Source organism: Pseudomonas sp. efr-133-TYG-103a, from assembly GCF_030209235.1.
Classification (GTDB): Bacteria; Pseudomonadota; Gammaproteobacteria; order Pseudomonadales; family Pseudomonadaceae; genus Aquipseudomonas.
This window is the reverse complement of record NZ_JARVSK010000004.1, coordinates 113,165-137,566: the sequence shown is the minus strand read 5'-3', so window position 1 is coordinate 137,566 and position 24,402 is coordinate 113,165. Positions and strand designations below refer to the sequence as shown.

The window sequence follows — 24,402 nt, the reverse complement described above, 5'->3', positions numbered from 1 at the left end:
ACCTATCGAAAGGTATTCGTCAAGTGTCGAGGGTGCGATTGTACTCAGCGGACGGCTGTGAATAACTTACGATCCGGCTGGGAGGTGAATAGGCCTGACGTGCATAACTGGGGTCAGGCCAGATTCGCGTGTGGATAAGTCAGTCTTTCTTGATCTTTACCGGCCGCTTCCAGCCGTCGATGTTGCGTTGACGAGCACGGGCCACGGCCAGTTGCGCGGGCGCAATGTCCTGATTGATGGTCGAGCCCGCAGCCGTGCTGGCGCCGGATGAGATATTCACAGGCGCCACCAGCGAATTGTTGGAGCCGATGAACACGTCCTCGCCCATCACGGTTTTGTGTTTGTTAGCGCCGTCATAGTTGCAGGTGATGGTGCCGGCGCCAATGTTGGTTCGCGCTCCGATCACTGCATCTCCCAGATAAGTGAGATGCCCGGCCTTGGCTCCCTCGCCCAGGTGAGCGTTCTTGAGTTCGACGAAGTTACCCACATGCGCTCGCGCTTCAAGAACGCTGCCCGGTCGCAGTCGGGCAAACGGGCCCGCATCGGCTGCTTCTCCAACGACAGCACCTTCCAGATGACTGTTGGCCTTGATGATCGAGCCTTTGCGCAGCGTCGAGTCCTTGATCACGCAGTTCGGGCCAATGGAGACGTCGTCCTCGATGACCACACGACCTTCGAGAATCACGTTCACGTCGATCATCACGTCTCGACCGACTGTGACTTCTCCGCGTACATCAAGGCGAGCCGGATCACGCAGCGTGACCCCGAGCGCCATCAGACGGCGTGCCTCGCGCAGCTGATAATGACGCTCGAGCTCGGCCAACTGCTTGCGGTCATTGGCGCCCTGCACTTCCATCGCATCATGGGGCTGGGCTGTCGCGACCCTCAGACCATCATTGACGGCCATCGCGATGACGTCCGTCAGGTAGTACTCACCCTGAGCATTGTTGTTCGACAGACGACCGAGCCAATCGGCCAGGCGCTTGCCAGGCACCGCCAGGATGCCGGTGTTGCCTTCCTTGATCGTCCGCTGCGCCTCAGTTGCGTCCTTGTGCTCCACAATGGCCGAAACATTGTTTTGCTCATCACGGACGATCCGGCCATAGCCCGTAGGGTCATCGAGGCTGACGGTCAGCAGGCCCAGCTGCCGGTCATTCACCAGAGTGAGCAAACGCTGCAGGGTTTCCACTTCGATCAGCGGCACGTCGCCGTAAAGAATCAGCACAGTGTCCGCACTCAACACCGGCAGCGCTTGAGCCACGGCGTGGCCAGTGCCCAGCTGTTTGTCTTGGAGTACGAAATTCAGGTCCTCGGCTGCCAGCTGTTCGCGCACTCGTTCAGCGCCATGACCGATGACGACGTGAATACCCTGAGGCGAAAGCTGGCGAGCGCTGTGGATAACATGGCCGAGCATGCTGTTGCCAGCAACGGGATGCAGAACCTTGGGCAAAGCGGAGCGCATACGAGTGCCCTGACCGGCCGCGAGAATGACGATATCGAGTGACATTAAGAAGGTTCCAGGCAGGCGAGCCGCGGCAGTATCCGGGCTGGTGATTCAGAAGAAAGCCGAAAAAAGAAAAAGGGTAGCCGAGGCTACCCTTTTACTCAATCGCGCATGAAAGCTGCCGGCCTTAGCCGCCAAACTTCTTGCGAATTTGCTGAACGGTGCGCAGCTGGGCTGCGGCTTCCGCCAGACGTGCAGCAGCAGATCCGTAATCGAAATCTGCGCCCTTTTCATTCAGGGCTTTCTCGGCCGCCTTGACGGCTTCCTGAGCAGAGGCTTCGTCCAGGTCAGCAGCGCGTTGCACGGTATCGGCAAGCACTTTGACCATGTTCGGTTGAACCTCAAGGAAACCACCGGAGATGTAAAACACCTCGGCTTCTCCACCCTGCTTGATCAGACGGATCGGACCCGGCTTCAGATCAGTGATCAACGGCGCGTGACCTGGAGCAATACCGATATCACCCAGGTTACCGTGTGCAATCACCATCTCGACCAGACCGGAGAAAATCTCTCCTTCCGCGCTGACGATATCGCAATGGACTGTCATAGCCATTTGCCTGCCTCAACCTGATTAGCGCCCGTTGCCGGGCGCCTGGATTACAGTTTCTTGGCTTTCTCGATCGCTTCTTCGATGCCGCCGACCATGTAGAACGCTTGTTCTGGCAGATGGTCGTACTCACCGGCGAGGATGCCTTTGAAGCCAGCAATGGTGTCTTTCAGGGAAACGTATTTACCCGATGCACCGGTGAAGACTTCAGCCACGAAGAACGGCTGCGACAGGAAGCGCTGAATCTTACGAGCGCGGGATACCAACTGCTTGTCGGTTTCCGACAGCTCGTCCATACCCAGGATCGCGATGATGTCTTTCAGCTCTTTGTAACGCTGCAGAACGTACTGGACGCCGCGAGCGGTGTCGTAGTGGTCCTGGCCGATCACGTTCGGGTCCAGCTGGCGCGAAGTGGAGTCCAGTGGATCGACCGCCGGGTAGATACCCAGGGAAGCGATGTCACGGGACAGAACGACGGTGGCGTCCAGGTGGGCGAAGGTGGTCGCTGGCGACGGGTCGGTCAAGTCGTCCGCTGGTACGTATACCGCCTGGATCGAGGTGATCGAACCTTCCTTGGTCGAAGTGATGCGCTCTTGCAGCACGCCCATCTCTTCAGCCAGAGTCGGCTGGTAACCTACTGCCGAAGGCATACGGCCCAGCAGTGCGGATACTTCGGTACCGGCCAGTGTGTAACGGTAGATGTTGTCGACGAACAGCAGAACGTCGTTACCTTCGTCACGGAATTTCTCGGCCATGGTCAGACCGGTCAAAGCAACGCGCAGACGGTTTCCCGGCGGCTCGTTCATCTGGCCGTATACCAGTGCCACTTTGTCCAGAACGTTGGAGTCCTTCATCTCGTGGTAGAAGTCGTTACCCTCACGAGTACGCTCACCCACACCGGCGAACACGGAATAACCGCTGTGCTCGATGGCGATGTTACGGATCAGTTCCATCATGTTTACGGTCTTGCCGACACCGGCACCACCGAACAGACCGACTTTACCGCCCTTGGCGAACGGGCAAACCAGGTCGATAACCTTGATGCCGGTTTCCAGCAGGTCGTTACCGCCTGCCTGGTCAGCGAACGAAGGCGCAGGACGGTGAATGCCCCAACGCTCTTCGGTGTCGATCGGACCGGCTTCGTCAATCGGGTTACCCAGAACGTCCATGATCCGGCCCAGCGTCGCTTTACCGACCGGTACGGAGATGGCTGCGCCGCTGTCGATGACGTCCAGACCGCGCTTCAAGCCTTCGGTGGAACCCATCGCAATGGTACGAACTACGCCGTCGCCCAGCTGCTGCTGAACTTCCAGGGTAGTTTCCGCGCCTTGTACTTTCAGCGCGTTGTAGATGCTCGGTACGCTGTCGCGTGGAAATTCCACGTCGATCACGGCGCCGATGATTTGAACGATACGTCCGCTACTCATTAGCTGGATCCTCTGAATATTTGAACCGTTAAACCGCGGCAGCGCCGCCGACGATTTCCGAGATCTCTTGGGTGATCGCTGCCTGACGCGCCTTGTTGTAGATCAGCTGCAAATCGCTGATCAGGTCACCGGCGTTGTCAGTGGCGTTCTTCATTGCGATCATCCGCGCAGCTTGTTCAGCCGCGTTGTTCTCGACCACCGCCTGATAGACCTGCGACTCCACGTAACGGACCATCAAGCCGTCCAGCAGCTCTTTGGCGTCGGGTTCGTACAGGTAATCCCAGTGGTGCTTGAGTTCTTGATCCTGGGTGGCGACCAACGGAATCAACTGCTCGACCGTTGGCTGCTGAGTCATGGTGTTGATGAACTTGTTGGATACCACGGACAGGCGGTCAATACGGCCCTCCAGGTAGGCATCCAGCATCACCTTGACGCTGCCGATCAAATCGTTGATCGATGGCTCTTCGCCCAAGTGGCTGATCGCAGCGACGACGTTACCGCCGAAGTTGCGGAAAAACGCCGCACCTTTGCTGCCGACCACGCACAGATCGATCTCTACGCCGTTTTCACGGTTCTTCGCCATGTCCTTGACCAAAGCCTTGAACAGGTTGGTATTCAAGCCACCGCAAAGACCACGGTCACTGCTCACCACGATATAACCGGCACGCTTTACTTCGCGGTCGATCATGAACGGGTGGCGGTATTCCGGGTTAGCGTTGGCAAGATGACCAATCACCTGGCGGATGCGCTCCGCGTAAGGACGGCTAGCAGCCATGCGCATTTGAGCCTTGCGCATTTTGCTGACCGCCACTTTTTCCATGGCGCTGGTGATCTTTTGCGTGCTTTTGATGCTCGCAATCTTGCTGCGAATCTCTTTTGCGCCTGCCATGTAACACCTATCAGGTTAGCAAGCGGGAGCCTCGCGACTCCCGCTGCGGCTTACCAGGTTTGGGTGGCCTTGAACTTCTCGATACCGGCTTTGAGGCCAGAATCGATTTCGTCATTGAAGTCACCCTTCACGTTGATCTTGGCCATCAAATCGGCGTGATCGCGGTTGAAGTAAGCAATCAGCGCTTGTTCAAAGCTGCCGACCTTGGCGATTTCGACGTCAGTCAGGAACCCACGCTCAGCGGCATACAGCGACAGCGACATGTCAGCGATCGACATTGGCGCGTATTGCTTCTGCTTCATCAGCTCGGTAACGCGCTGACCATGCTCAAGTTGCTTGCGGGTCGCTTCGTCCAGGTCAGAAGCGAACTGGGCGAATGCCGCCAGTTCACGGTACTGAGCCAGAGCGGTACGGATACCACCGGACAGCTTCTTGATGATCTTGGTCTGAGCGGCACCACCTACACGGGATACCGAAACACCGGCGTTCACTGCCGGGCGGATGCCGGAGTTGAACATGGCCGATTCCAGGAAGATCTGACCGTCGGTGATGGAAATCACGTTGGTCGGAACGAACGCGGAAACGTCGCCAGCCTGGGTTTCGATGATCGGCAGTGCGGTCAGGGAACCGGTTTTGCCGGTCACTGCGCCGTTGGTGAACTTCTCTACGTATTCTTCCGAAACGCGGGATGCGCGCTCCAGCAGACGGGAGTGGAGATAGAACACGTCACCTGGGTAAGCTTCACGTCCTGGTGGACGACGCAGCAGCAGGGAGATCTGGCGGTAAGCCACGGCCTGCTTGGACAGATCGTCATAAACGATCAGCGCGTCTTCACCGCGGTCGCGGAAGTATTCGCCCATGGTGCAACCGGCATAAGGTGCCAGGAATTGCAGCGCAGGAGATTCCGAAGCACTGGCAGCCACGATGATGGTGTTGGCCAGAGCGCCGTTTTCTTCCAGCTTGCGCACAACGTTGGCGATGGTCGATTGCTTCTGACCAACAGCTACGTAGACGCAGAAAATACCGCTGTCTTTCTGGTTGATGATCGCGTCGATCGCCAGAGCGGTTTTACCGATCTGACGGTCACCGATGATCAGCTCACGCTGGCCACGGCCGACAGGGATCATCGCATCGACAGCCTTGTAGCCAGTCTGTACAGGCTGGTCTACCGACTTACGCCAGATCACGCCTGGAGCAACTTTCTCGACCGCATCGGTCTCGGTGTTGTTCAGCGGACCTTTGCCGTCGACCGGGTTACCCAGTGCGTCGACAACGCGACCCAGCAGTTCCTTACCAACCGGAACTTCCAGGATGCGGCCGGTGCACTTGGCACTCATGCCTTCAGCCAGAGAGGTGTAAGCGCCCAGTACCACCGCACCCACGGAGTCTTGCTCCAGGTTCAGTGCCATACCGTAAACGCCGCCCGGGAACTCGATCATTTCGCCGTACATAGCGTCGGCCAGACCGTGAATCCGCACGATACCGTCAGACACGCTGACGACAGTGCCTTCGTTACGGGCTTGGGAAGCCACATCGAGTTTCTCGATGCGACCCTTGATGATTTCACTTATTTCGGAAGGATTGAGTTGCTGCATTGCTCTGCTGCCCCTTCAAACTCAAGATTTCAATGCTTCGGCTAGTTGCGCGAGTTTGCCGCGAACTGAGCCATCGATAACCAGGTCGCCGGCGCGGATGATGACACCACCTATCAGGGCAGCATCCTCCGCAGCGTGCAGGCGCACTTCCCGGCCGAGCCGTGCACTGAGAACCTTGGCGAGTTTGTCTTGCTGTTCTTGGTTCAATGCAAAAGCACTGGTCACATCCACATCTACCGATTTTTCCTGCTCGGCCTTGTACAGCTCGAACAGTTCGGAGATCTCCGGCAGAAGCTGGAGACGGTCGTTTTCAGCAACGACGTGGATGAAATTCTGTGCCTTGGCATCGAACTTGTCGCCGCACACTTCAATAAAAGTGGCGGCCTTGTCTGCGCTCGTCAGTCGCGGGGCCTTGAGCATGCGCTGCATTGTGTCGTCTTGCGACACTGCAGCAGCCAGGCCGAGCATGGCTGACCAATTGGCCAGCTGCTGGTGGGCCTGGGCATGCTCGAAGGCTGCCTTAGCGTAAGGTCGGGCCAACGTGGTCAGTTCTGCCATGATCGCCCTCGCTTAAATTTCTGCAGCCAGTTTGTTAACCAGCTCCGCGTGCGCGTTTTGATCGATTGTGGCACCCAGGATCTTCTCTGCGCCGTTGACTGCCAGGCTGCCCAGCTGGGCGCGCAGCACGTCTTTGACGCCGTTCAGTTCCTGCTCGATCTCGGCCTGAGCCTGAGCCTTGATGCGGTCAGCATCGACACGAGCCTGTTCACGGGCTTCGTCGACAATCTGAGTACCGCGTTTCTTGGCCTGCTCAATGATTTCAGCTGCCTGAGCTTTTGCTTCGCGCAGTTGCTGACCCGCTTTATCTTGGGCCAGCTCCAGGTCGCGAGCTGCTCGGGTGGCAGCGTCCAGTCCATCCGCGATCTTCTTCTGACGTTCGTGCAAAGCCGCGATGACCGGAGGCCACACGAACTTCATGCAGAACAGCACAAAAATGAAGAACGCAACGGACTGGCCAATCAGGGTTGCATTAATGTTCACGCCAACACCTCGCTCGTTCGTTGTCCATCACACCAATCAACTCGAAAATTCGAGCGATCAGCCAGCGAGTTGACCAACGAAGGGGTTCGCAAAAGTGAAGAACAGAGCGATACCAACACCGATCATGGTTACGGCGTCGAGCAGACCAGCCACGATGAACATTTTAACTTGCAGCATTGGAACCATTTCTGGCTGACGCGCTGCGCCTTCCAGGAATTTACCGCCCAGCAGGCCGAAACCGATTGCGGTACCCAGAGCGCCCAGGCCGATCAGCAGTGCAACAGCGATAGCAGTTAGACCAACTACAGTTTCCATCTTTCCTCCCGACTTTTACGTCGTATTGGTTAGGTTTTCTTAGATTAAAGCGGTAAAACAAAATCGTTTTTTACATCAGCCCTTGCGGGCACCCCCTCACCTTGGCGAGGGGATCATCAGACTCGCCAGGCGTGTCTTAATGGTTATCTTCGTGAGCCATCGACAGGTAAACGATGGTCAGCATCATGAAGATGAACGCTTGCAGGGTGATGATCAGGATGTGGAACACAGCCCAAGCCCACTGCAGGACCACGCCCAGGCCACTCAGCCAGAGCAGGCCGCTGCCGAACATGACCGCGATCAGGATGAACACCAGCTCGCCGGCATACATGTTGCCGAAAAGACGCAGTGCCAGAGAGATCGGTTTAGCAACCAGAGTTACGAATTCAAGCAGGAAGTTGACCGGAATCAACAGCGCCTGAACGAAAATATTCTTGCTGCCGAAAGGATGAAGGGTCAGTTCACCGATAAAGCCGCCAATGCCCTTGATCTTGATGCTGTAGAAAATGATCAGAGCGAAAACGGACAGCGCCATACCCAGTGTCGCGTTCGGGTCGGTGGTCGACACCGCGCGGAACGGAATGTGGTGATCGCCGGTGATCATGATTGCCAGTTGAGGAATCCAGTCGACCGGGATGAGGTCGACGGCGTTCATCAGGAACACCCAGGCGAAGATGGTCAGCGCCAGCGGGGCGATGACGGCACTGCGACCGTGGAAGCTGTCCTTGACGCTGCCGTCGACGAACTCGACGAGGACTTCAACGAAGTTCTGCAGAGCGCCGGGCTGCCCGGAGGTCGCCTTCTTGGCTGCCATGCGGAAGATCAGGACGAAAATCAGACCCAGAGCTACCGACCAGCCGAGAGTATCGAGGTGGAAAGCCCAAAAGCCCATTTCTTTTGCTTCTGCTGCGGAATGCGCGAAGCCCCAAGTGCCGTCAGGCAAATGACCGAAGGTCAAGTTCTGCAAGTGGTGCTGGATATAGCCCGAAGCTGTCTGCTCTGCCATGGTTGCCTCAAACGCCCTAAGGTCTCGAAAGTCTTGTTCTCATTAGCAGGGGTGCGAACCAGCTAACCAACTGGGTCAGCATGAACACGCCAAAAACCGCCAGCGGAGCCAGCGGCTTTATACCTGCGAAGGTCAGTGCAAACAGCACTGCCGTAAAAATCAGTTTGCCCGCCTCGCCGGCGTAGAACGACCGAACGATGGCTTGCGCTGCCCTGGCACCGGTAAACCGGAAAGCCTTATGGGCAAAATACACATTGGGCAGCCACGCTATCAGGCCTCCGCAAAGTCCTGAGTATCCAGCTACGACTCCGTGCCACTGCCAAAGCGCCACCGCTGCCAGCAGCAGGACGATCAATTGAGCCAGCAGTACCGGGAAAACAGCCAGACGATGGAACGGCAAGCGGTTTGGCGTGCGTGTCTCCATCACATGGGCTCCTCGTAAGCCGGCCGCCAAAATCAATAACTTGGCATAATTTGTGCCGACAAAATGCGCGCAGAGTATAGGGGCGGTTCAGCCCCTATTCAACTGCCGGGTAGTGATTTCCGACTACGCGCTACGGACGATATGTTTCAGCGAATGTGAGCGAGGACGCCTTGGAGCTCGTCCAGCGAGTTATAACGAATAACCAGCTGGCCTTTTCCCTTCTGTCCGTGGCGGATCTGCACCGCAGAGCCTAGGCGCTCGGCCAGACGCTGCTCCAGGCGAGTGATGTCCGGGTCGGCTTTGACCGGGGCCGCAGGCTCCTGTTTGCCGCTCAGCCACTGGCGAACCAGTGCCTCGGTCTGGCGCACGGTCAGTCCACGTGCGACAACGTGTCGCGCCCCTTCAACCTGTTGATCTTCCGGCAAACCCAGCAAGGCACGCGCATGGCCCATTTCAAGATCGCCATGGGAAAGCATCGTCTTGATGACTTCAGGCAGGGCGATCAGACGCAGCAGATTAGCCACGCTCACGCGGGACTTACCCACAGCCTCGGCAACTTGCTGCTGGGTCAGCTGGAACTCGTGCTGCAGTCGCTGCAGCGCGATGGCTTCTTCGATCGGATTGAGGTCTTCGCGCTGGATGTTCTCGATCAGCGCCATGGCGATGGCCGCTTCGTCAGGCACATCGCGAACCATGGCAGGGATGGTATCGATTCCCGCCTGCTGGCTGGCTCGCCAACGACGCTCACCCGCAATGATTTCAAAACGATTGTCCGCGATCGGTCGCACAACGATCGGCTGCATCACGCCTTGAGCCTTGATCGAATTGGCCAGTTCTTCCAGCGCCTGCGGATCCATGTCGCGGCGTGGCTGATACTTGCCACGCTGAATCAAGTCCAGCGGGATGTGTTGCAACTCACGCTGATCGGCTTGAACAGCCTGTTCTTCCAGCGCACTGACGGTGGGGCTACTCAGAAGTGCGTCCAGCCCACGTCCGAGTCCTCGTTTCTTGACGGCCATGGGATTTCCTTAAGTGGGCTGCGCTGCGGCGCGTGAAGAGCGACGCTGACGGCGGACCATTTCCCCGGCCAGCGCCAGGTAGGCGAGCGCGCCACGGGAAGTCTTGTCATACGCCAGAGCAGGCATACCGAAGCTCGGAGCCTCGGCCAACCGAATGTTGCGCGGGATCACGGTGTCATACAGCTGATCGCCGAAATGCTCTTTCAACTGCGCAGACACGTCGTTGATGAGGCTCAAACGCGGGTCGTACATCGTGCGCAGCAGACCTTCGATCTTCAGCTGTGGATTAAGCAGTTCGGCGATGCGCTTGATGTTATCCACAAGGTCGCTCAGACCTTCGAGTGCGAAGTACTCGCACTGCATGGGAATGATCACGCCGTCTGCGGCGACCAACGCGTTGAGCGTCAACATCGACAGCGACGGTGGACAGTCGATGAGGATGTAATCGTAGTTATCGCGAATCGGCGCCAGCGCCGTGCGCAGCCGCGCTTCTTTCATCTGCATTTCCAGCAGAACGACTTCCGCTGCAGTGAGGTCGCGGTTGGCAGGCAACAGTTGATAGCCGCCGTGCTCGGAAAAGTGCATGGCCTGATTGAGGTCGCATTCTCCGATCAGCAAATCATAGACAGAGTGTTCCAGCGCGTGTTTATCCACACCGCTACCCATGGTGGCGTTGCCCTGTGGATCGAGATCGATCAACAACACCCGACGCTTGGTAGCAACCAGCGATGCAGCGAGGTTGATGCAGGTGGTGGTTTTACCCACACCCCCTTTTTGGTTCGCTATCGCGAATACCTTAGCCATTCTTGCGTGTGTTCCCTGTCATGCCGTGCGGCGCAGTATCAGCAGATGCCGTTGACCTTGGCAACCCGGTACGGCCAAGGCTTGCGCGCTTTCCAGATGAAAATCTGCGGGCAATGCTACCAGTTCGTCCGCCGGATGCAGACCTTTCATCGCAAGCCAACGCGTTTTGCCGTCGCCCATGTGACGAGTCCACTGCGTGAAGTCCTCGAGGCTGCTGAAGGCGCGAGAGATGATCCCTGTGAACGGCAGCTCGGGCTGGAAGGCTTCCGCACGACTGTGGATAACTTCAAGGTTCGCGAGTTTGAGCTCGAGCTTTACCTGGGTGAGAAAGCGGGTCTTCTTGCCGTTGCTGTCCAGACACGTGACGTTCATGTCCGGGAACAGAATGGCCAGTGGAATACCGGGCATACCGCCGCCACTGCCGACGTCCAGCTGACGCTCGCCCTCGATGAAGGGCACGACGCTCAGGCTGTCGAGCAGATGACGCGAGACCATTTCATCGGGATCGCGGACGGCAGTCAGGTTGTAGGCCTTGTTCCATTTGATGAGCAAGCCCAGATAGCCAAGTAGCTGGCTATGCTGGCTGTCGCTCAACTCGACGCCCAGTTCGCGGGCGCCTCGGGTCAGTTCTTCTGCGTGCTGCGGGGTGACCAACGAACTCAAGCGCTTTGCTCCAACTGACGGCCCGCGCCGCGTTTTTTCAAGTGAATCATCAACAGAGAAATCGCCGCAGGCGTGACGCCCGGGATTCTGGACGCCTGACCGAGAGTTTCCGGACGAGTTATCCCCAGCTTGCTCTGAATTTCTTTGGAAAGTCCCGAAATACCGGTGTAGTCGATATCGGCTGGCAGCTTGGTGTCTTCGCTGGCGCGCAGCCGAGCGATCTCATCTTGCTGGCGGTCGATGTAGCCGGCGTATTTGGTCTTGATCTCAACCTGCTCGGCGACCTGTGGGTCGGTCGAGCCGTTTCCGGTCAGTCCAACCAGACTGGCGTAATCCACTTCCGGACGACTCAGCAGATTGAGCAGGTTGTATTCGTGAGTCAGCGGTGTGCCGAAATGGGCAGAAACCGCATCGCCCTGCTCGGTCCCCGGACGAATCCAGGTGGATTTCAAACGCTGCTCTTCCTGTTCGATGCCTTCGCGCTTGGCGCAGAACGCTGCCCAGCGCGCATCATCGACCAGGCCCAGTTCGCGGCCCTTCTCGGTCAGCCGCAGGTCGGCATTGTCCTCGCGCAGGATCAGACGGTATTCGGCCCGTGAGGTAAACATCCGATAAGGCTCTTGTGTGCCCAGCGTGATCAGATCGTCCACGAGTACGCCGATGTAGGCCTCATCCCGGCGCGGGCACCAGCTTTCCTTGCCTTGCGCACGCAACGCGGCGTTGGCCCCGGCGAGCAGACCTTGCGCACCGGCTTCTTCGTAACCGGTGGTGCCGTTGATCTGTCCAGCGAAGAAAAGACCGCCGATGACCTTGGTTTCCAGGCTGTATTTCAGATCTCGAGGATCGAAATAGTCGTATTCGATGGCGTAGCCCGGACGCACGATGTGCGCGTTTTCCATCCCGCGGATCGAACGGACGATCTGCAGCTGGACATCGAACGGCAGCGACGTCGAGATGCCGTTCGGGTACAGCTCATGGGTGGTCAGGCCTTCCGGTTCGATGAAAACCTGATGGCTTTCCTTATCGGCGAACCGATGAATCTTGTCTTCGATCGACGGGCAGTAGCGAGGACCGACCCCTTCGATTTCACCGGCTGCGGAATACATCGGCGAGCGATCAAGATTCGCGGCGATGATTTCGTGCGTTCGGGCATTGGTGTGGGTGATCCAGCAACTGACCTGGCGCGGATGCTGTTCTTTGGAACCCAGAAACGACATCACCGGAATCGGTGTATCGCCAGGCTGCTCGGTCATCACCGAAAAATCTACAGACCGACCGTCGATGCGCGGAGGTGTACCTGTTTTCAGCCTGCCAACGCGCAACGGCAGTTCACGCAAGCGACGCGCGAGGGCGATCGACGGAGGATCGCCGGCGCGACCACCGGAGTAATTCTGCAAACCGATGTGGATAAGTCCACCCAGGAAGGTGCCGGTCGTCAGTACCACGGAATCTGCCATGAAACGCAGACCCATCTGGGTCACAACGCCACGGACCTGGTCCTGTTCGACGATCAGGTCATCGCAGGATTGCTGGAATATCCACAGATTCGGCTGATTTTCGATGATCTCGCGAATCGCCGCCTTATAGAGAATGCGGTCTGCCTGTGCACGCGTCGCGCGCACGGCCGGGCCTTTGCGGCTGTTGAGCACGCGAAACTGAATGCCGCCCAGGTCGGTAGCCATTGCCATCGCGCCGCCCAAGGCGTCGATCTCTTTAACCAGATGGCTTTTACCAATGCCACCAATGGCGGGGTTACAACTCATCTGCCCGAGGGTTTCCACGTTGTGCGTCAACAGCAGGGTTTTTGCACCCATGCGAGCAGACGCAAGTGCTGCCTCGGTACCGGCATGACCGCCGCCGATGACGATCACTTCAAAACGGGAAGGGAAATCCACCACGCACCTCGTGCCTGTTTTTTGGGGGGAATAGGAAATTGGCGGCAAGTATAGGGACTTCGCCCCCCTGAAAGGAACCTTTTGCGCAAAATTTAACCAGCTGTGGATGGAAGGCGGTTAAAAAAGTAAAAAAGAAAGAAATTTATAAAATCTTTGTTTTTATGTTTATGTTTAGAGAGACAGATATCTGTGGATAAACAGCCACAGCCCTTGATATACGTGATGTACAGAGAATCAAAAGCCTGTGATCAGATAAGCATGAGGGGCTTGGATAACCCGTTTAAGCCTGTGGATTAAATAGCAGGTTACCCACAGTCGCGATTATCCTCAGGTCAGAAGCCCAGTTATCAACTGAGCTGAACGTTGGTTATGCACAGGGCTCCTGCGCTGAATATCTCGGGGGGGAATCAATCAAGACGTGCAGACGCCCTCGGCCATGGAGACCGGTATGAAGAGAGGGCGTCACAGGAGAAAGGAAGCAGGCCCGGGAGGTGGGCCTGCTGGGGAAGGGTATTTACTTGCCGATGCAGAAGCTGGAGAAAATGCGTCCCAGCAGATCGTCGGAGCTGAATGCGCCGGTAATTTCGCCCAAGTATTGCTGGGCCAGTCGCAGATCTTCGGCCAATAACTCGCCGGCGCCTGCAAGCGTCAGTTGAGACCTGCCATGCTCGAGGGAAGCGCTGGCCTTGTTGAGCGCCTCCAGATGACGTCGACGTGCGCTGAAGCTGCTTTCAGAAGTCTGTTGATAACCCATGCAGGCCTTCAAATGCTCACGAAGCAACTCAAGGCCCTCACCGCCAGCCTTGGCGCTCAGGTTGATCGTCACATGACCATCGCTGCTCACTAGCAGACCTACTGGATCACCGCTCAGATCTGCCTTGTTACGAATGAGCGTAACGTTCGACGGATCAGGGCGTTGATCGAGAAATTCCGGCCATAACGCAAATGGATCGGTGGCCTCCGGCGCGGTTGCGTCGACGACCAGCAGAATGCGATCAGCTTCACCGATCGCCTTCAATGCGCGTTCGACGCCGATCCGTTCGACCTGGTCCTGGGTGTCGCGCAGACCAGCAGTATCTACAACGTGCAGGGGCATGCCATCGATGTGGATATGTTCGCGCAGGATGTCCCGCGTCGTACCCGCGATTTCCGTAACGATCGCCGCTTCCCTGCCTGCCAGAGCGTTGAGCAGGCTCGATTTGCCGGCGTTGGGTCGCCCCGCAATCACCACGGTCATGCCGTCCCGCAGCAAGGCGCCCTGACTGGCTTCGCGCACCACTGTGGATAACTGTTGCCTCACGTCATCAAGCATGCGCAAGACGTGGCCATCTGCAAGGAAGTCGATCTCCTCTTCAGGAAAATCAATCGCCGCTTCCACATAGATCCGCAAGCTGATCAGTTGCTCGGTCAAGTTATGCACACGGGTGGAAAAGGCGCCCTGCAGAGATCGCAGCGCATTTCGGGCAGCCTGTGCAGAACTTGCCTCGATCAGATCCGCGATGGCTTCCGCCTGAGCCAGATCGAGCTTGTCGTTGAGGAACGCTCGCTCACTGAACTCTCCCGGACGCGCCAGTCGGCTGCCCAGCTGTACGCAGCGTTGCAGCAACATGTCGAGCACAACGGGTCCGCCATGCCCTTGCAGCTCAAGGACGTCTTCCCCGGTGAAAGAATTCGGACCGGGAAAATAAAGGGCAATCCCTTCATCGATCACCAGGCCTTGCTGGTCGTGGAAGGCTCCGTAATGCGCGTAACGCGGCTGGGGCTGTTTGCCCACGATCTCTTTGGCGCACGTGCTGGCTAACGGACCGGATATACGCACGATGCCCACGCCGCCGCGGCCTTGGGCAGTCGCGATCGCTGCAATGGTTTCACGAGGGACGTTCATGGTCCTGCTCCTGAATAACTGTCAGATAGCAAAACGCCCCACGAGGGGGCGTTCTGATTTACTTATCAACAGGGTAGATCAGGCGGCGGCTTTCTTGGCTTTCGCCTCGATGCTGCGGGTGATGTACCACTGTTGCGTGATGGACAAGGTGTTGTTCACAACCCAGTACAGCACCAGACCTGCAGGGAACCACAGGAAGAAAAAGGTGAAGATGATCGGCATCAGCTTCATCACCTTGGCCTGCATCGGATCCGGCGGTGTCGGGTTCAGTCGCTGCTGAATGAACATCGTCGCACCCATGATGATCGGCAGGATGAAGAACGGATCCTTGATCGACAGGTCGGTTATCCACAGCAGCCAAGGCGCCTGACGCATCTCGACGCTTTCCAGCAGTACCCAGTACAACGAGAGGAATACCGGCATCTGAACAAGAATCGGCAAGCATCCGCCCAGCGGGTTGATCTTCTCCTTCTTGTACAGCTCCATCATCGACTGAGAAAGCTTCTGACGGTCATCGCCATGTTGCTCTTTCAGTGCAGCCAGACGAGGTGCAACAGCACGCATGCGGGCCATCGACTTGTAACTGGCGGCCGACAGAGGGAAGAAAAGCCCTTTGATCAGCATGGTCAGGAAGATGATCGACCAGCCCCAGTTACCCACGATGCTGTGGATATGTTGCAGCAGCCAGAAAATAGGCTGGGCAATGAACCACAGAATGCCGTAGTCGACGGTCAACTCCAGACCTGGGGACAACTCTTTCAGGACAGCCTGACTTTTCGGACCGGCGTACAACGTGGTCGTTGTTTCAGCCTTGGCGCCCGGCGCTACAGTCACTGCCGGGCCGGTAAAACCAATGATGTAATTGCCGGCACTGTCTTTACGCGTGGTGACAGTGTTGTTGTCAGCCTTGTTCGGGATCCAGGCGGTTACGAAATAGTGCTGCAACCAGGCAACCCAGCCACCTTGAACGGTATCTTTAATGGAGCCTTTGTCGATGTCCTTCATCGAAACCTTTTTGTAAGGTTCCGAAGGTGTCCACATGGCAGCACCCAGGTAGGTAGCGGTACCGGTGGCAGTGGTGGACGATGGGTCGGCACTGGCGTCGCGTTTCAGTTGCGCGAACAGATTACCGTTCCAGGCCTGAGCGCTTTGGTTATCGATCAGATAACTGACGGTCAGGTCATACAAGCCGCGTTTGAACGTGAAGCGCTTGATGTAGTTGACGCCGGCATCGCTGAATTTCAGATCCACGACCAGATCATTCTGACCGTCGGCCAGTTGATAACTTTTCTGGGTGGCTGCGTAAACAGGGCGACCGGACGCGCGGGCATCAGGACCATTAACACCTGTCAAACCGCTCTGCGCGAGGAAAACGCGCTCGCCACCGTTATCAAACAACTGAAATGGAATCTCAGGATGGTCCTGACGGCGCGGGTAAAGCGGCAGGCGCAGCTGCACCACATCACCGCCGACCGGGTCGATTTCCAGATTCAGAACGTCCGTCTTCACCTGGATGAGATCTTTGCTGGCAACAACAGGGGTTTCAGCTGGCGCAGCGACTTCTCCGGTGGCACTTGGAACGTCTGCGTTTGCAGCAGTAGAACCTTGTGGAGCATCGGGAATAGCGGATGTATTGGTGTTGGCAGCAACATTCTGAGTCGGCAAGGCTGCCTGACCGTAGTCCTGGTTCCATTTGAGGACACCGACATAGGTCACGATTGCCAGGGCGACGATCAGGATCGTGCGTTTAATATCCATGATTACTCGGCCATCGAAGAGGAACGGGAGGTGGGAGCTGGTGGAACCGGGTCGAAACCACCGGGATTCCACGGATGACAGCGACCTAAGCGACGTAAGGTCAGCCAGCCGCCGCGTACCAGGCCATGATTTTCGATGGCTTCGTACGCGTAGCAGGAGCAACTGGGGTAGAAACGACAGTGACTGGCCATCAGGGGACTAATGGCATAGCGGTAAAACTGGATCGGAACGAGTGCCAGTTTACGCATCAGGACTGTCTACCCCCGCAGTTTCGGTTTTGACTTCTGTTGGCCGGCTGCGCGCCAGACGTTTCCAGAGCTTGCCGAAATGCTGAATCAATTCGGGGTTTTCAATGTCACCCAAGCCTTTACGCGCGACAACGACGATATCCCAACCAACCAGATTGTCCTGGTGGAGGCGAAACGATTCGCGCATCAGGCGCTTCAAGCGATTGCGCTCGACGGAGAGCTTGACGCTCTTTTTACCGATCACCAATCCGAGACGGGGGTGATCAAGGTCGTTATTGCGCACAAGGAGCAGGAGATTTTTCCCCGGAACCTTGCCGGTAGGGGAGTCAAAGACTGCCTTGAAATGCCGGGGTGTCAGCAAACGCTTTTCCCGACTGAAGTCTCGACTCACCACCTGTGCCGATTAATCAAACTGCCAGACGCTTACGGCCTTTGGCGCGACGACGCGACAGAACTGCGCGACCGTTCTTGGTGGCCATGCGAGCACGGAAACCGTGGGTGCGAGCGCGCTTGATAGTGCTGGGTTGGAAAGTACGTTTCATGGCGTGTTACCTGGTTCGTCCACAACGGGCCGGAATGGCCCCCGTTTTAAGAGACCGGGGATTCTAGAGAAAGCAGGCCCGTAGGTCAATTTCCAACCAGCGTTTCCTGCATTTACTTCTTATAGGGATTCCTAGGCTCGCTGCGCAAACCGAACGCAGCCTGAACATGGCATAGACATAGAAATAAAGAAGGAGAGTATTTAAAGCTTTTCTGTAAAGCTTATAAAAGCTTAAGCGCGGCCTATCTGTGGATAACACTCTGAGAGCCCCATCATGCCTGATGTACAGAGAAACTGAACTCTGTCCACAAGCGGTGCGGCGACTGTGCTTCGCAGTCGGAAAACCTGTGGGTGAAAAGGCTATTTATCCACAGGGCGCTTATCCACAGATTTCGACCCCGAGTTATGCAAAGCCCTGAGATCGAGTTATCCACATAGCTTACGGGCGTGCCGTTTGTCGGCTTCCTTTTTGATAAACGCTTGATTTTGAGGTGTCTCTTAGCGTCCTACATGTGGATAAGTCCACGTCGGGTGGTTACAATGGGCGCTTGATTTTGCCTCACCGGCTTTTGAACTTAGGGGATGTCCGTGTCAGTGGAACTTTGGCAGCAGTGCGTAGAGCTATTGCGCGATGAGCTGCCTGCCCAGCAATTCAACACCTGGATCCGTCCGCTACAGGTCGAAGCCGAAGGCGACGAATTGCGTGTCTACGCGCCCAACCGTTTTGTGCTCGATTGGGTCAACGAGAAGTACCTGAGCCGGCTGCTTGAATTGCTGGGTGAGCACGGTCAGGGCATCGCGCCTGCGCTTTCCTTATTAATAGGCAGCAAACGCAGCTCTGCGCCTCGGGCTGCGCCCAACGCACCACTGGCTGCCGCCGCCGCTGCTTCTCAGGCTCACGCCGCGCAGGCCGCCGCGAGCAGCGAAGTCAGCGCCTCTGCGCCGGTCACTGCACCCGTTGTGGCCCCTGCTCCTACCGTTCAAGCCTCTCTGGATGTGGATGACGAGCCTTCGCGCGCAAGCTTCGACCCTATGGCGGGTGCCAGCTCTCAGCAGGCTCCGGCGCGTGCCGAGCAGCGTAATGTTCAGGTTGAAGGCGCGCTCAAGCACACCAGCTACCTGAATCGCACGTTTACCTTCGAGAATTTCGTCGAGGGTAAATCCAACCAGCTGGCTCGTGCGGCCGCCTGGCAGGTAGCGGATAACCCCAAGCATGGCTATAACCCGCTTTTCCTTTATGGCGGTGTTGGCCTGGGTAAAACGCACTTGATGCACGCTGTCGGCAATCATCTGCTCAAGAAGAATCCGAATGCGAAAGTTGTCTATCTGCATTCCGAGCGCTTCGTTGCCGACATGGTCAAGGCGCTGCAGTTAAATGCGATCAACGAATTCAAGCGGTTCTACCGCTCTGTCGACGCATTGCTGATCGACGATATCCAGTTCTTTGCGCGCAAGGAACGTTCTCAGGAAGAGTTTTTCCACACCTTCAACGCGTTGCTGGAGGGTGGTCAGCAGGTGATCCTGACCAGTGACCGTTATCCAAAAGAAATCGAAGGCCTCGAGGAACGTCTGAAATCGCGTTTCGGCTGGGGACTGACGGTTGCTGTGGAACCACCCGAGCTGGAAACTCGCGTAGCGATCCTGATGAAAAAGGCGGATCAGGCGAAGGTCGAACTGCCCCACGACGCAGCGTTTTTCATCGCCCAGCGGATCCGGTCCAACGTGCGTGAGCTCGAGGGTGCGCTCAAGCGCGTCATCGCTCACTCGCACTTCATGGGCCGCGACATCACCATCGAACTGATACGCGAGTCCCTCAAGGACCTGCTGGCGTTGCAAGACAAGCTGGTGAGTGTGGATAACATTCAGCGTACAGTCGCTGAATACTACAAGATCAAGATCTCCGACCTTTTGTCGAAACGTCGTTCGAGATCGGTCGCCCGGCCACGGCAGGTGGCGATGGCATTGTCCAAGGAGTTGACCAACCACAGTCTCCCGGAGATCGGCGATGTGTTTGGCGGCCGCGACCATACCACCGTGCTGCACGCATGCCGCAAGATCAACGAGCTTAAAGAATCCGATGCGGACATCCGCGAGGACTACAAGAACCTGCTGCGTACTTTGACTACGTGATGCCGACGCAGCTTATCAAGGCAAGGGACTAGACCATGCATTTCACCATTCAACGCGAAGCCCTGTTGAAACCCCTGCAACTGGTCGCAGGCGTTGTTGAACGCCGCCAGACCTTGCCGGTTCTGTCGAACGTGCTGTTGGTCGTCGAGGGCCAGCAACTGTCCTTGACGGGTACTGACCTGGAAGTCGAACTGGTAGGTCGTGTCCAACTGGAAGAGCCTGCAGAACCGGGCGAAATCACCGTACCCGCTCGCAAGCTGATGGACATCTGCAAAAGCCTGCCGAACGACGCGCTGATCGACGTCAAAGTCGATGAACAGAAGCTGGTTGTCAAAGCAGGCCGCAGTCGATTCACCCTGTCCACGCTGCCAGCCAACGATTTCCCGACAGTTGAAGAAGGCCCGGGCTCACTGACCTTCAACCTTGTGCAGAGCAAGATGCGTCGTTTGATCGAGCGCACCAGCTTTGCGATGGCTCAGCAGGACGTCCGCTACTACCTCAACGGCATGTTGCTTGAAGTGCAGTCGGGCGTGCTTCGCGCGGTCGCAACCGACGGTCACCGCCTGGCGATGTGTTCAATGGCGGCGGAAATCGAGCAGGCCGATCGTCATCAGGTGATCGTTCCACGTAAGGGTATTCTGGAACTCGCGCGTCTTCTGACTGAGCAGGATGGCCTGGTCAGCATTGTGCTGGGTCAGCATCACATTCGTGCAACGACGGGTGAGTTCACATTTACCTCGAAGCTGGTGGACGGCAAATTCCCGGACTACGAACGTGTGTTGCCTAAAGGCGGCGACAAGCTGGTTGTTGGCGATCGCCAGGCACTGCGCGAAGCGTTCAGCCGCACCGCTATTCTCTCCAACGAGAAATACCGCGGTATTCGCCTGCAACTCGCAAGCGGTCAGCTGAAGATTCAGGCGAACAACCCTGAACAGGAAGAAGCGGAAGAAGAAATCAGCGTCGATTACAACGGCAGTTCTCTGGAGATCGGCTTCAACGTCAGCTACCTGCTGGACGTATTGGGCGTCATGACCACCGAGCAAGTGCGTTTGATTTTGTCCGACTCGAACAGCAGCGCGTTGGTGCAGGAATCCGGCAACGACGATTCGGCTTATGTTGTCATGCCGATGCGCCTGTAATCAGCAGCCAATAGATGTCTCTTAGTCGCGTCTCGGTCACCGGGGTGCGCAATCTGCAACCGGTGACCTTCTCTCCTTCTCCCCGCATCAACATCCTTTATGGCGCCAATGGCAGTGGTAAAACCAGTGTCCTTGAAGCCATACATCTGCTTGGTCTCGCCAGATCATTTCGAAGCGTGCGGCTGCAACCTGTCATTCAATATGAGCAACCCGCGTGCACGGTATTTGGACAGGTCGAGTTAGCTGAAGGTGGGCATAGCAGCCTCGGAATCTCGCGTGATCGCCAAGGCGAGTTTCAAATCCGCATCGATGGTCAAAGCGCAAAGAGCGCAGCGCAGCTTGCGGAAACCCTGCCACTTCAGTTGATCAATCCTGACAGCTTCCGACTGCTGGAAGGCGCGCCGAAGATTCGTCGGCAATTCCTGGATTGGGGAGTGTTCCACGTGGAACCTCGATTTATGGCCACTTGGCAGCGCTTGCAGAAGGCCCTGAGGCAGCGAAACTCGTGGCTTCGACATGGTACACTTGACGTCGCTTCACAAGCTGCGTGGGACCGAGAACTGTGTTTGGCGAGCGATGAGATCGACGAGTTTCGGCGCGCGTACATCAAAGCACTCAAGCCGGTTTTTGAGCAAACCCTTAGCGAGTTAGTCCAGCTCGAGGGCTTGACCCTTAGTTACTACCGCGGCTGGGACAAAGAGAAAGATCTCGGCTCGGTGCTCGCTTCGTCTCTTCATCGGGACCAGCAGATCGGCCATACCCAAGCGGGACCCCAACGGGCTGATTTGCGGCTGCGGCTCGGCGGTCACAACGCAGCGGATATTCTGTCGCGCGGACAGCAGAAACTGGTGGTCTGCGCGCTACGTATTGCCCAAGGCCATTTAGTGAGCCAGGCCCGTCGCGGCCAATGTATTTATCTCGTCGACGATCTGCCTTCAGAACTCGACGAGCACCACCGCAGCGCACTATGTCGCTTGCTGGAAGAATTACGCTGCCAGGTGTTCATCACCTGTGTAGATCATGAATTGTTGAGGGAAGGCTGGCAGACGGATACGCCGGTTGCTTTGTTCCACGTGGAACACGGCTGTATCACCCAGACCCACGACCATCGGGAGTGAATGCATGAGCGAAAATCAAACGTACGACTCGTCCAGCATTAAGGTGCTGAAAGGACTTGATGCCGTACGCAAGCGTCCCGGTATGTACATCGGCGATACGGACGATGGCAGCGGTCTCCACCACATGGTTTTTGAAGTGGTGGATAACTCGATTGATGAGGCGCTCGCAGGTCACTGCGATGACATCAGCATCATTATCCATCCGGACGAGTCGATCACCGTACGCGACAACGGTCGCGGCATTCCGGTGGATGTGCATAAAGAAGAAGGCGTTTCGGCAGCAGAAGTCATCATGACGGTCCTGCACGCTGGCGGTAAGTTCGACGACAACTCGTACAAGGTGTCTGGCGGTCTTCACGGCGTCGGCGTTTCTGTTGTGAACGCCCTGTCGGAAGAGCTGAAACTGACGGTGCGTCGTAGCGGAAAAATCTGGGAGCAGACCTACGTTCACGGTGTTCCACAGGAACCGATGAAAATTGTGGGTGACAGCGACACCACAGGCACGCAGATCCACTTCAAGCCATCTGCCGACACCTTCAAGAATATTCACTTCAGCTGGGACATTCTGGCGAAGCGTATTCGCGAACTTTCCTTCCTGAACTCCGGCGTGGGCATCGTTCTCAAGGACGAGCGCAGCGGTAAGGAAGAGCTGTTCAAGTATGAAGGCGGGTTGCGCGCTTTTGTCGAATACCTCAACACCAACAAGACTGCGGTCAACCAGGTATTCCACTTCAACGTTCAGCGTGACGATGGCGTGGGCGTCGAGATCGCTCTGCAATGGAATGACAGCTTCAACGAAAACCTGTTGTGCTTCACGAACAACATTCCTCAGCGCGACGGCGGTACTCACCTCGTTGGTTTCCGTTCGGCGCTGACTCGCAACCTGAACAACTACATCGAGCAGGAAGGTCTGGCGAAGAAGCATAAAGTCGCCACCACCGGTGACGATGCCCGTGAAGGCCTGACCGCTATCATTTCGGTCAAGGTGCCAGATCCGAAATTCAGTTCCCAGACCAAAGACAAACTGGTCTCGTCCGAAGTGAAGACCGCAGTTGAACAGGAGATGGGTAAATACTTCTCTGACTTCCTGCTGGAAAATCCGAACGAAGCCAAGGCCGTCGTGGGCAAGATGATCGACGCCGCCCGCGCCCGTGAAGCGGCTCGCAAGGCGCGCGAGATGACACGCCGCAAGGGCGCTCTGGATATCGCCGGCCTGCCGGGGAAACTGGCTGACTGCCAGGAGAAAGACCCTGCCCTTTCTGAGCTGTATCTCGTGGAAGGTGACTCTGCTGGCGGTTCGGCCAAGCAGGGACGCAACCGCAAGACTCAGGCGATCCTGCCGCTCAAGGGCAAGATCCTGAACGTTGAGAAAGCCCGTTTCGACAAGATGATTTCCTCGCAGGAAGTCGGCACGTTGATCACTGCGCTCGGCTGCGGTATTGGCCGCGAAGAGTACAACATCGACAAACTGCGTTATCACAACATCATCATCATGACGGATGCTGACGTCGACGGTTCGCACATTCGTACCCTGTTGCTGACCTTCTTCTTCCGTCAATTGCCGGAGCTGGTTGAGCGCGGCTACATCTACATCGCTCAGCCGCCTTTGTACAAAGTCAAAAAGGGCAAGCAAGAGCAGTACATCAAAGACGACGACGCCATGGAAGAGTACATGACGCAGTCGGCTCTGGAAGATGCGAGCCTGCACCTGAACGAGTCCGCCCCTGGTATTTCTGGCGCCGCTTTGGAGAAACTGGTCAACGATTTCCGGATGGTGATGAAAACGCTCAAGCGTCTGTCTCGCCTGTATCCGCAGGAGCTGACCGAGCATTTCGTGTACCTGCCACCGGTGGCCATGGAGCAACTGTCAGACCACGCTGCGATGCAGGACTGGCTCGCCAAGTTTGACGAGCGTCTGCGCGTCGGCGAGAAGTCCGGTCTGGTATACAAGGCCAGCCTGCGTGAAGACCGTGAGCGGAATGTCTGGTTGCCAGAGGTCGAATTGATCTCCCATGGCTTGTCGAACTACGTAACGTTCAACCGTGACTTCTTCGGCAGCAATGACTACAAAACAGTCACTGCCTTGGGCGCTCAGATCAGTACCCTGCTGGAGGAAGGCGCTTACGTTCAGCGTGGCGAGCGCAAGAAACCAGTGACCGAGTTCAAGGAAGCGCTGGCCTGGCTGATGGCGGAAAGTACCAAGCGCCACACCATCCAGCGCTATAAAGGACTGGGCGAAATGAACCCGGATCAGCTGTGGGAAACCACTATGGACCCGACTGTTCGTCGTATGCTCAAGGTCACGATCGAGGACGCTATCGCAGCGGACCAGATCTTCAACACCTTGATGGGAGATGCAGTCGAGCCACGTCGCGACTTCATCGAAGCCAACGCATTGGCGGTTTCTAACCTGGATTTCTGATCCCGGATGCGTCAACAAAAGCCCCGAATGAC

At 56.9% G+C, this 24,402-nt stretch carries 23 protein-coding genes; 4 read left to right on the top strand and 19 right to left on the bottom strand.

Annotated features, from left to right (window positions below; genetic code table 11):
• Positions 1 to 139: 139 nt before the first annotated feature.
• The 19 genes from glmU to rpmH all read right to left on the bottom strand — a co-directional run bounded on the left by glmU (position 140) and on the right by rpmH (position 17,562).
• A complete protein-coding gene (gene glmU / locus QRN36_RS03355; RefSeq protein WP_285422802.1) occupies positions 140 to 1,507 on the bottom strand; it encodes a bifunctional UDP-N-acetylglucosamine diphosphorylase/glucosamine-1-phosphate N-acetyltransferase GlmU in 1,368 nt (455 codons plus the stop codon).
• Positions 1,508 to 1,631: 124 nt separating this feature from the next.
• The gene (locus tag QRN36_RS03350; RefSeq protein WP_043192055.1) at positions 1,632 to 2,057 is read right to left on the bottom strand and encodes a F0F1 ATP synthase subunit epsilon; all 426 of its coding nucleotides are present in this window, start codon (positions 2,055 to 2,057) and stop codon (positions 1,632 to 1,634) included.
• Positions 2,058 to 2,101: 44 nt separating this feature from the next.
• On the bottom strand, positions 2,102 to 3,478 hold the full coding sequence (gene atpD / locus QRN36_RS03345; RefSeq protein ID WP_062386203.1) for a F0F1 ATP synthase subunit beta: 1,377 nt from the start codon (positions 3,476 to 3,478) through the stop codon (positions 2,102 to 2,104).
• Between the two features lie 28 nt (positions 3,479 to 3,506).
• Complete coding sequence (atpG, locus tag QRN36_RS03340) at positions 3,507 to 4,367, bottom strand: F0F1 ATP synthase subunit gamma (RefSeq protein ID WP_093466507.1); 861 nt, start codon at positions 4,365 to 4,367, stop codon at positions 3,507 to 3,509.
• 50 nt (positions 4,368 to 4,417) lie between these two features.
• Positions 4,418 to 5,962, bottom strand: a complete 1,545-nt coding sequence (gene atpA / locus QRN36_RS03335; protein ID WP_062386207.1) for a F0F1 ATP synthase subunit alpha — start codon at positions 5,960 to 5,962, stop codon at positions 4,418 to 4,420.
• Positions 5,963 to 5,983: 21 nt separating this feature from the next.
• A complete protein-coding gene (locus QRN36_RS03330; protein ID WP_037016920.1) occupies positions 5,984 to 6,520 on the bottom strand; it encodes a F0F1 ATP synthase subunit delta in 537 nt (178 codons plus the stop codon).
• A 12-nt stretch (positions 6,521 to 6,532) separates the two neighbouring features.
• On the bottom strand, positions 6,533 to 7,003 hold the full coding sequence (locus QRN36_RS03325) for a F0F1 ATP synthase subunit B (protein WP_285422801.1): 471 nt from the start codon (positions 7,001 to 7,003) through the stop codon (positions 6,533 to 6,535).
• Between the two features lie 57 nt (positions 7,004 to 7,060).
• On the bottom strand, positions 7,061 to 7,318 hold the full coding sequence (gene atpE / locus QRN36_RS03320) for a F0F1 ATP synthase subunit C (protein ID WP_002555987.1): 258 nt from the start codon (positions 7,316 to 7,318) through the stop codon (positions 7,061 to 7,063).
• Positions 7,319 to 7,454: 136 nt separating this feature from the next.
• Positions 7,455 to 8,324: a F0F1 ATP synthase subunit A gene (gene atpB / locus QRN36_RS03315; RefSeq protein WP_285422800.1), complete on the bottom strand. Its 870-nt coding sequence runs from the start codon at positions 8,322 to 8,324 to the stop codon at positions 7,455 to 7,457.
• 16 nt (positions 8,325 to 8,340) lie between these two features.
• A complete protein-coding gene (locus tag QRN36_RS03310) occupies positions 8,341 to 8,748 on the bottom strand; it encodes a F0F1 ATP synthase subunit I (protein ID WP_285422799.1) in 408 nt (135 codons plus the stop codon).
• A 146-nt stretch (positions 8,749 to 8,894) separates the two neighbouring features.
• A complete protein-coding gene (locus QRN36_RS03305; protein ID WP_285422798.1) occupies positions 8,895 to 9,767 on the bottom strand; it encodes a ParB/RepB/Spo0J family partition protein in 873 nt (290 codons plus the stop codon).
• A 9-nt stretch (positions 9,768 to 9,776) separates the two neighbouring features.
• The gene (locus tag QRN36_RS03300; protein ID WP_093466515.1) at positions 9,777 to 10,571 is read right to left on the bottom strand and encodes a ParA family protein; all 795 of its coding nucleotides are present in this window, start codon (positions 10,569 to 10,571) and stop codon (positions 9,777 to 9,779) included.
• Positions 10,572 to 10,589: 18 nt separating this feature from the next.
• Positions 10,590 to 11,234 carry a 16S rRNA (guanine(527)-N(7))-methyltransferase RsmG gene (gene rsmG, locus QRN36_RS03295; protein WP_285422797.1) on the bottom strand — a complete coding sequence of 215 codons (645 nt, stop codon included), beginning with the start codon at positions 11,232 to 11,234 and terminating at the stop codon, positions 10,590 to 10,592.
• Positions 11,231 to 13,129 carry a tRNA uridine-5-carboxymethylaminomethyl(34) synthesis enzyme MnmG gene (gene mnmG, locus QRN36_RS03290; RefSeq protein ID WP_285422795.1) on the bottom strand — a complete coding sequence of 633 codons (1,899 nt, stop codon included), beginning with the start codon at positions 13,127 to 13,129 and terminating at the stop codon, positions 11,231 to 11,233. The genes rsmG and mnmG overlap by 4 nt, the downstream gene beginning before the upstream one ends.
• A gap of 514 nt (positions 13,130 to 13,643) precedes the next feature.
• Positions 13,644 to 15,014 (bottom strand): tRNA uridine-5-carboxymethylaminomethyl(34) synthesis GTPase MnmE, encoded by a 1,371-nt coding sequence (gene mnmE / locus QRN36_RS03285; protein ID WP_285422794.1) that lies wholly within the window; start codon positions 15,012 to 15,014, stop codon positions 13,644 to 13,646.
• A gap of 78 nt (positions 15,015 to 15,092) precedes the next feature.
• Positions 15,093 to 16,772 (bottom strand): membrane protein insertase YidC, encoded by a 1,680-nt coding sequence (yidC, locus tag QRN36_RS03280; RefSeq protein WP_285422793.1) that lies wholly within the window; start codon positions 16,770 to 16,772, stop codon positions 15,093 to 15,095.
• Between the two features lie 2 nt (positions 16,773 to 16,774).
• A complete protein-coding gene (yidD, locus tag QRN36_RS03275; RefSeq protein ID WP_062386233.1) occupies positions 16,775 to 17,020 on the bottom strand; it encodes a membrane protein insertion efficiency factor YidD in 246 nt (81 codons plus the stop codon).
• Positions 17,013 to 17,411 (bottom strand): ribonuclease P protein component, encoded by a 399-nt coding sequence (gene rnpA / locus QRN36_RS03270; RefSeq protein WP_093466525.1) that lies wholly within the window; start codon positions 17,409 to 17,411, stop codon positions 17,013 to 17,015. Before rnpA ends, yidD begins: the two co-directional genes overlap by 8 nt.
• 16 nt (positions 17,412 to 17,427) lie before the next feature.
• A complete protein-coding gene (gene rpmH, locus QRN36_RS03265; RefSeq protein WP_002551315.1) occupies positions 17,428 to 17,562 on the bottom strand; it encodes a 50S ribosomal protein L34 in 135 nt (44 codons plus the stop codon).
• Positions 17,563 to 18,149: 587 nt separating this feature from the next.
• Here rpmH and dnaA point away from each other — a divergent pair.
• The 4 genes from dnaA to gyrB are packed head-to-tail and all read left to right on the top strand — an operon-like array spanning position 18,150 to position 24,370.
• Positions 18,150 to 19,691: a chromosomal replication initiator protein DnaA gene (gene dnaA / locus QRN36_RS03260; protein ID WP_285422792.1), complete on the top strand. Its 1,542-nt coding sequence runs from the start codon at positions 18,150 to 18,152 to the stop codon at positions 19,689 to 19,691.
• A 35-nt stretch (positions 19,692 to 19,726) separates the two neighbouring features.
• Positions 19,727 to 20,830 carry a DNA polymerase III subunit beta gene (dnaN, locus tag QRN36_RS03255; protein WP_093466527.1) on the top strand — a complete coding sequence of 368 codons (1,104 nt, stop codon included), beginning with the start codon at positions 19,727 to 19,729 and terminating at the stop codon, positions 20,828 to 20,830.
• Positions 20,831 to 20,844: 14 nt separating this feature from the next.
• On the top strand, positions 20,845 to 21,948 hold the full coding sequence (recF, locus tag QRN36_RS03250) for a DNA replication/repair protein RecF (protein ID WP_285422791.1): 1,104 nt from the start codon (positions 20,845 to 20,847) through the stop codon (positions 21,946 to 21,948).
• 4 nt (positions 21,949 to 21,952) lie between these two features.
• A complete protein-coding gene (gene gyrB, locus QRN36_RS03245) occupies positions 21,953 to 24,370 on the top strand; it encodes a DNA topoisomerase (ATP-hydrolyzing) subunit B (protein WP_093466531.1) in 2,418 nt (805 codons plus the stop codon).
• Positions 24,371 to 24,402 lie beyond the last annotated feature (32 nt).

Excerpts from the sequence above, each read along its gene's own strand:
- glmU (WP_285422802.1), bottom strand. The coding sequence starts at position 1,507 with ATGTCACTCGATATCGTCATTCTCGCGGCCGGTCAGGGCACTCGTATG.
- QRN36_RS03350 (WP_043192055.1), bottom strand. The coding sequence starts at position 2,057 with ATGGCTATGACAGTCCATTGCGATATCGTCAGCGCGGAAGGAGAGATT.
- atpD (WP_062386203.1), bottom strand. The coding sequence starts at position 3,478 with ATGAGTAGCGGACGTATCGTTCAAATCATCGGCGCCGTGATCGACGTG.
- atpG (WP_093466507.1), bottom strand. The coding sequence starts at position 4,367 with ATGGCAGGCGCAAAAGAGATTCGCAGCAAGATTGCGAGCATCAAAAGC.
- atpA (WP_062386207.1), bottom strand. The coding sequence starts at position 5,962 with ATGCAGCAACTCAATCCTTCCGAAATAAGTGAAATCATCAAGGGTCGC.
- QRN36_RS03330 (WP_037016920.1), bottom strand. The coding sequence starts at position 6,520 with ATGGCAGAACTGACCACGTTGGCCCGACCTTACGCTAAGGCAGCCTTC.
- atpE (WP_002555987.1), bottom strand. The coding sequence starts at position 7,318 with ATGGAAACTGTAGTTGGTCTAACTGCTATCGCTGTTGCACTGCTGATC.
- atpB (WP_285422800.1), bottom strand. The coding sequence starts at position 8,324 with ATGGCAGAGCAGACAGCTTCGGGCTATATCCAGCACCACTTGCAGAAC.
- QRN36_RS03310 (WP_285422799.1), bottom strand. The coding sequence starts at position 8,748 with ATGGAGACACGCACGCCAAACCGCTTGCCGTTCCATCGTCTGGCTGTT.
- QRN36_RS03305 (WP_285422798.1), bottom strand. The coding sequence starts at position 9,767 with ATGGCCGTCAAGAAACGAGGACTCGGACGTGGGCTGGACGCACTTCTG.
- QRN36_RS03300 (WP_093466515.1), bottom strand. The coding sequence starts at position 10,571 with ATGGCTAAGGTATTCGCGATAGCGAACCAAAAAGGGGGTGTGGGTAAA.
- mnmE (WP_285422794.1), bottom strand. The coding sequence starts at position 15,014 with ATGAACGTCCCTCGTGAAACCATTGCAGCGATCGCGACTGCCCAAGGC.
- yidC (WP_285422793.1), bottom strand. The coding sequence starts at position 16,772 with ATGGATATTAAACGCACGATCCTGATCGTCGCCCTGGCAATCGTGACC.
- yidD (WP_062386233.1), bottom strand. The coding sequence starts at position 17,020 with ATGCGTAAACTGGCACTCGTTCCGATCCAGTTTTACCGCTATGCCATT.
- rpmH (WP_002551315.1), bottom strand. The coding sequence starts at position 17,562 with ATGAAACGTACTTTCCAACCCAGCACTATCAAGCGCGCTCGCACCCAC.
- dnaN (WP_093466527.1), top strand. The coding sequence starts at position 19,727 with ATGCATTTCACCATTCAACGCGAAGCCCTGTTGAAACCCCTGCAACTG.
- recF (WP_285422791.1), top strand. The coding sequence starts at position 20,845 with ATGTCTCTTAGTCGCGTCTCGGTCACCGGGGTGCGCAATCTGCAACCG.
- gyrB (WP_093466531.1), top strand. The coding sequence starts at position 21,953 with ATGAGCGAAAATCAAACGTACGACTCGTCCAGCATTAAGGTGCTGAAA.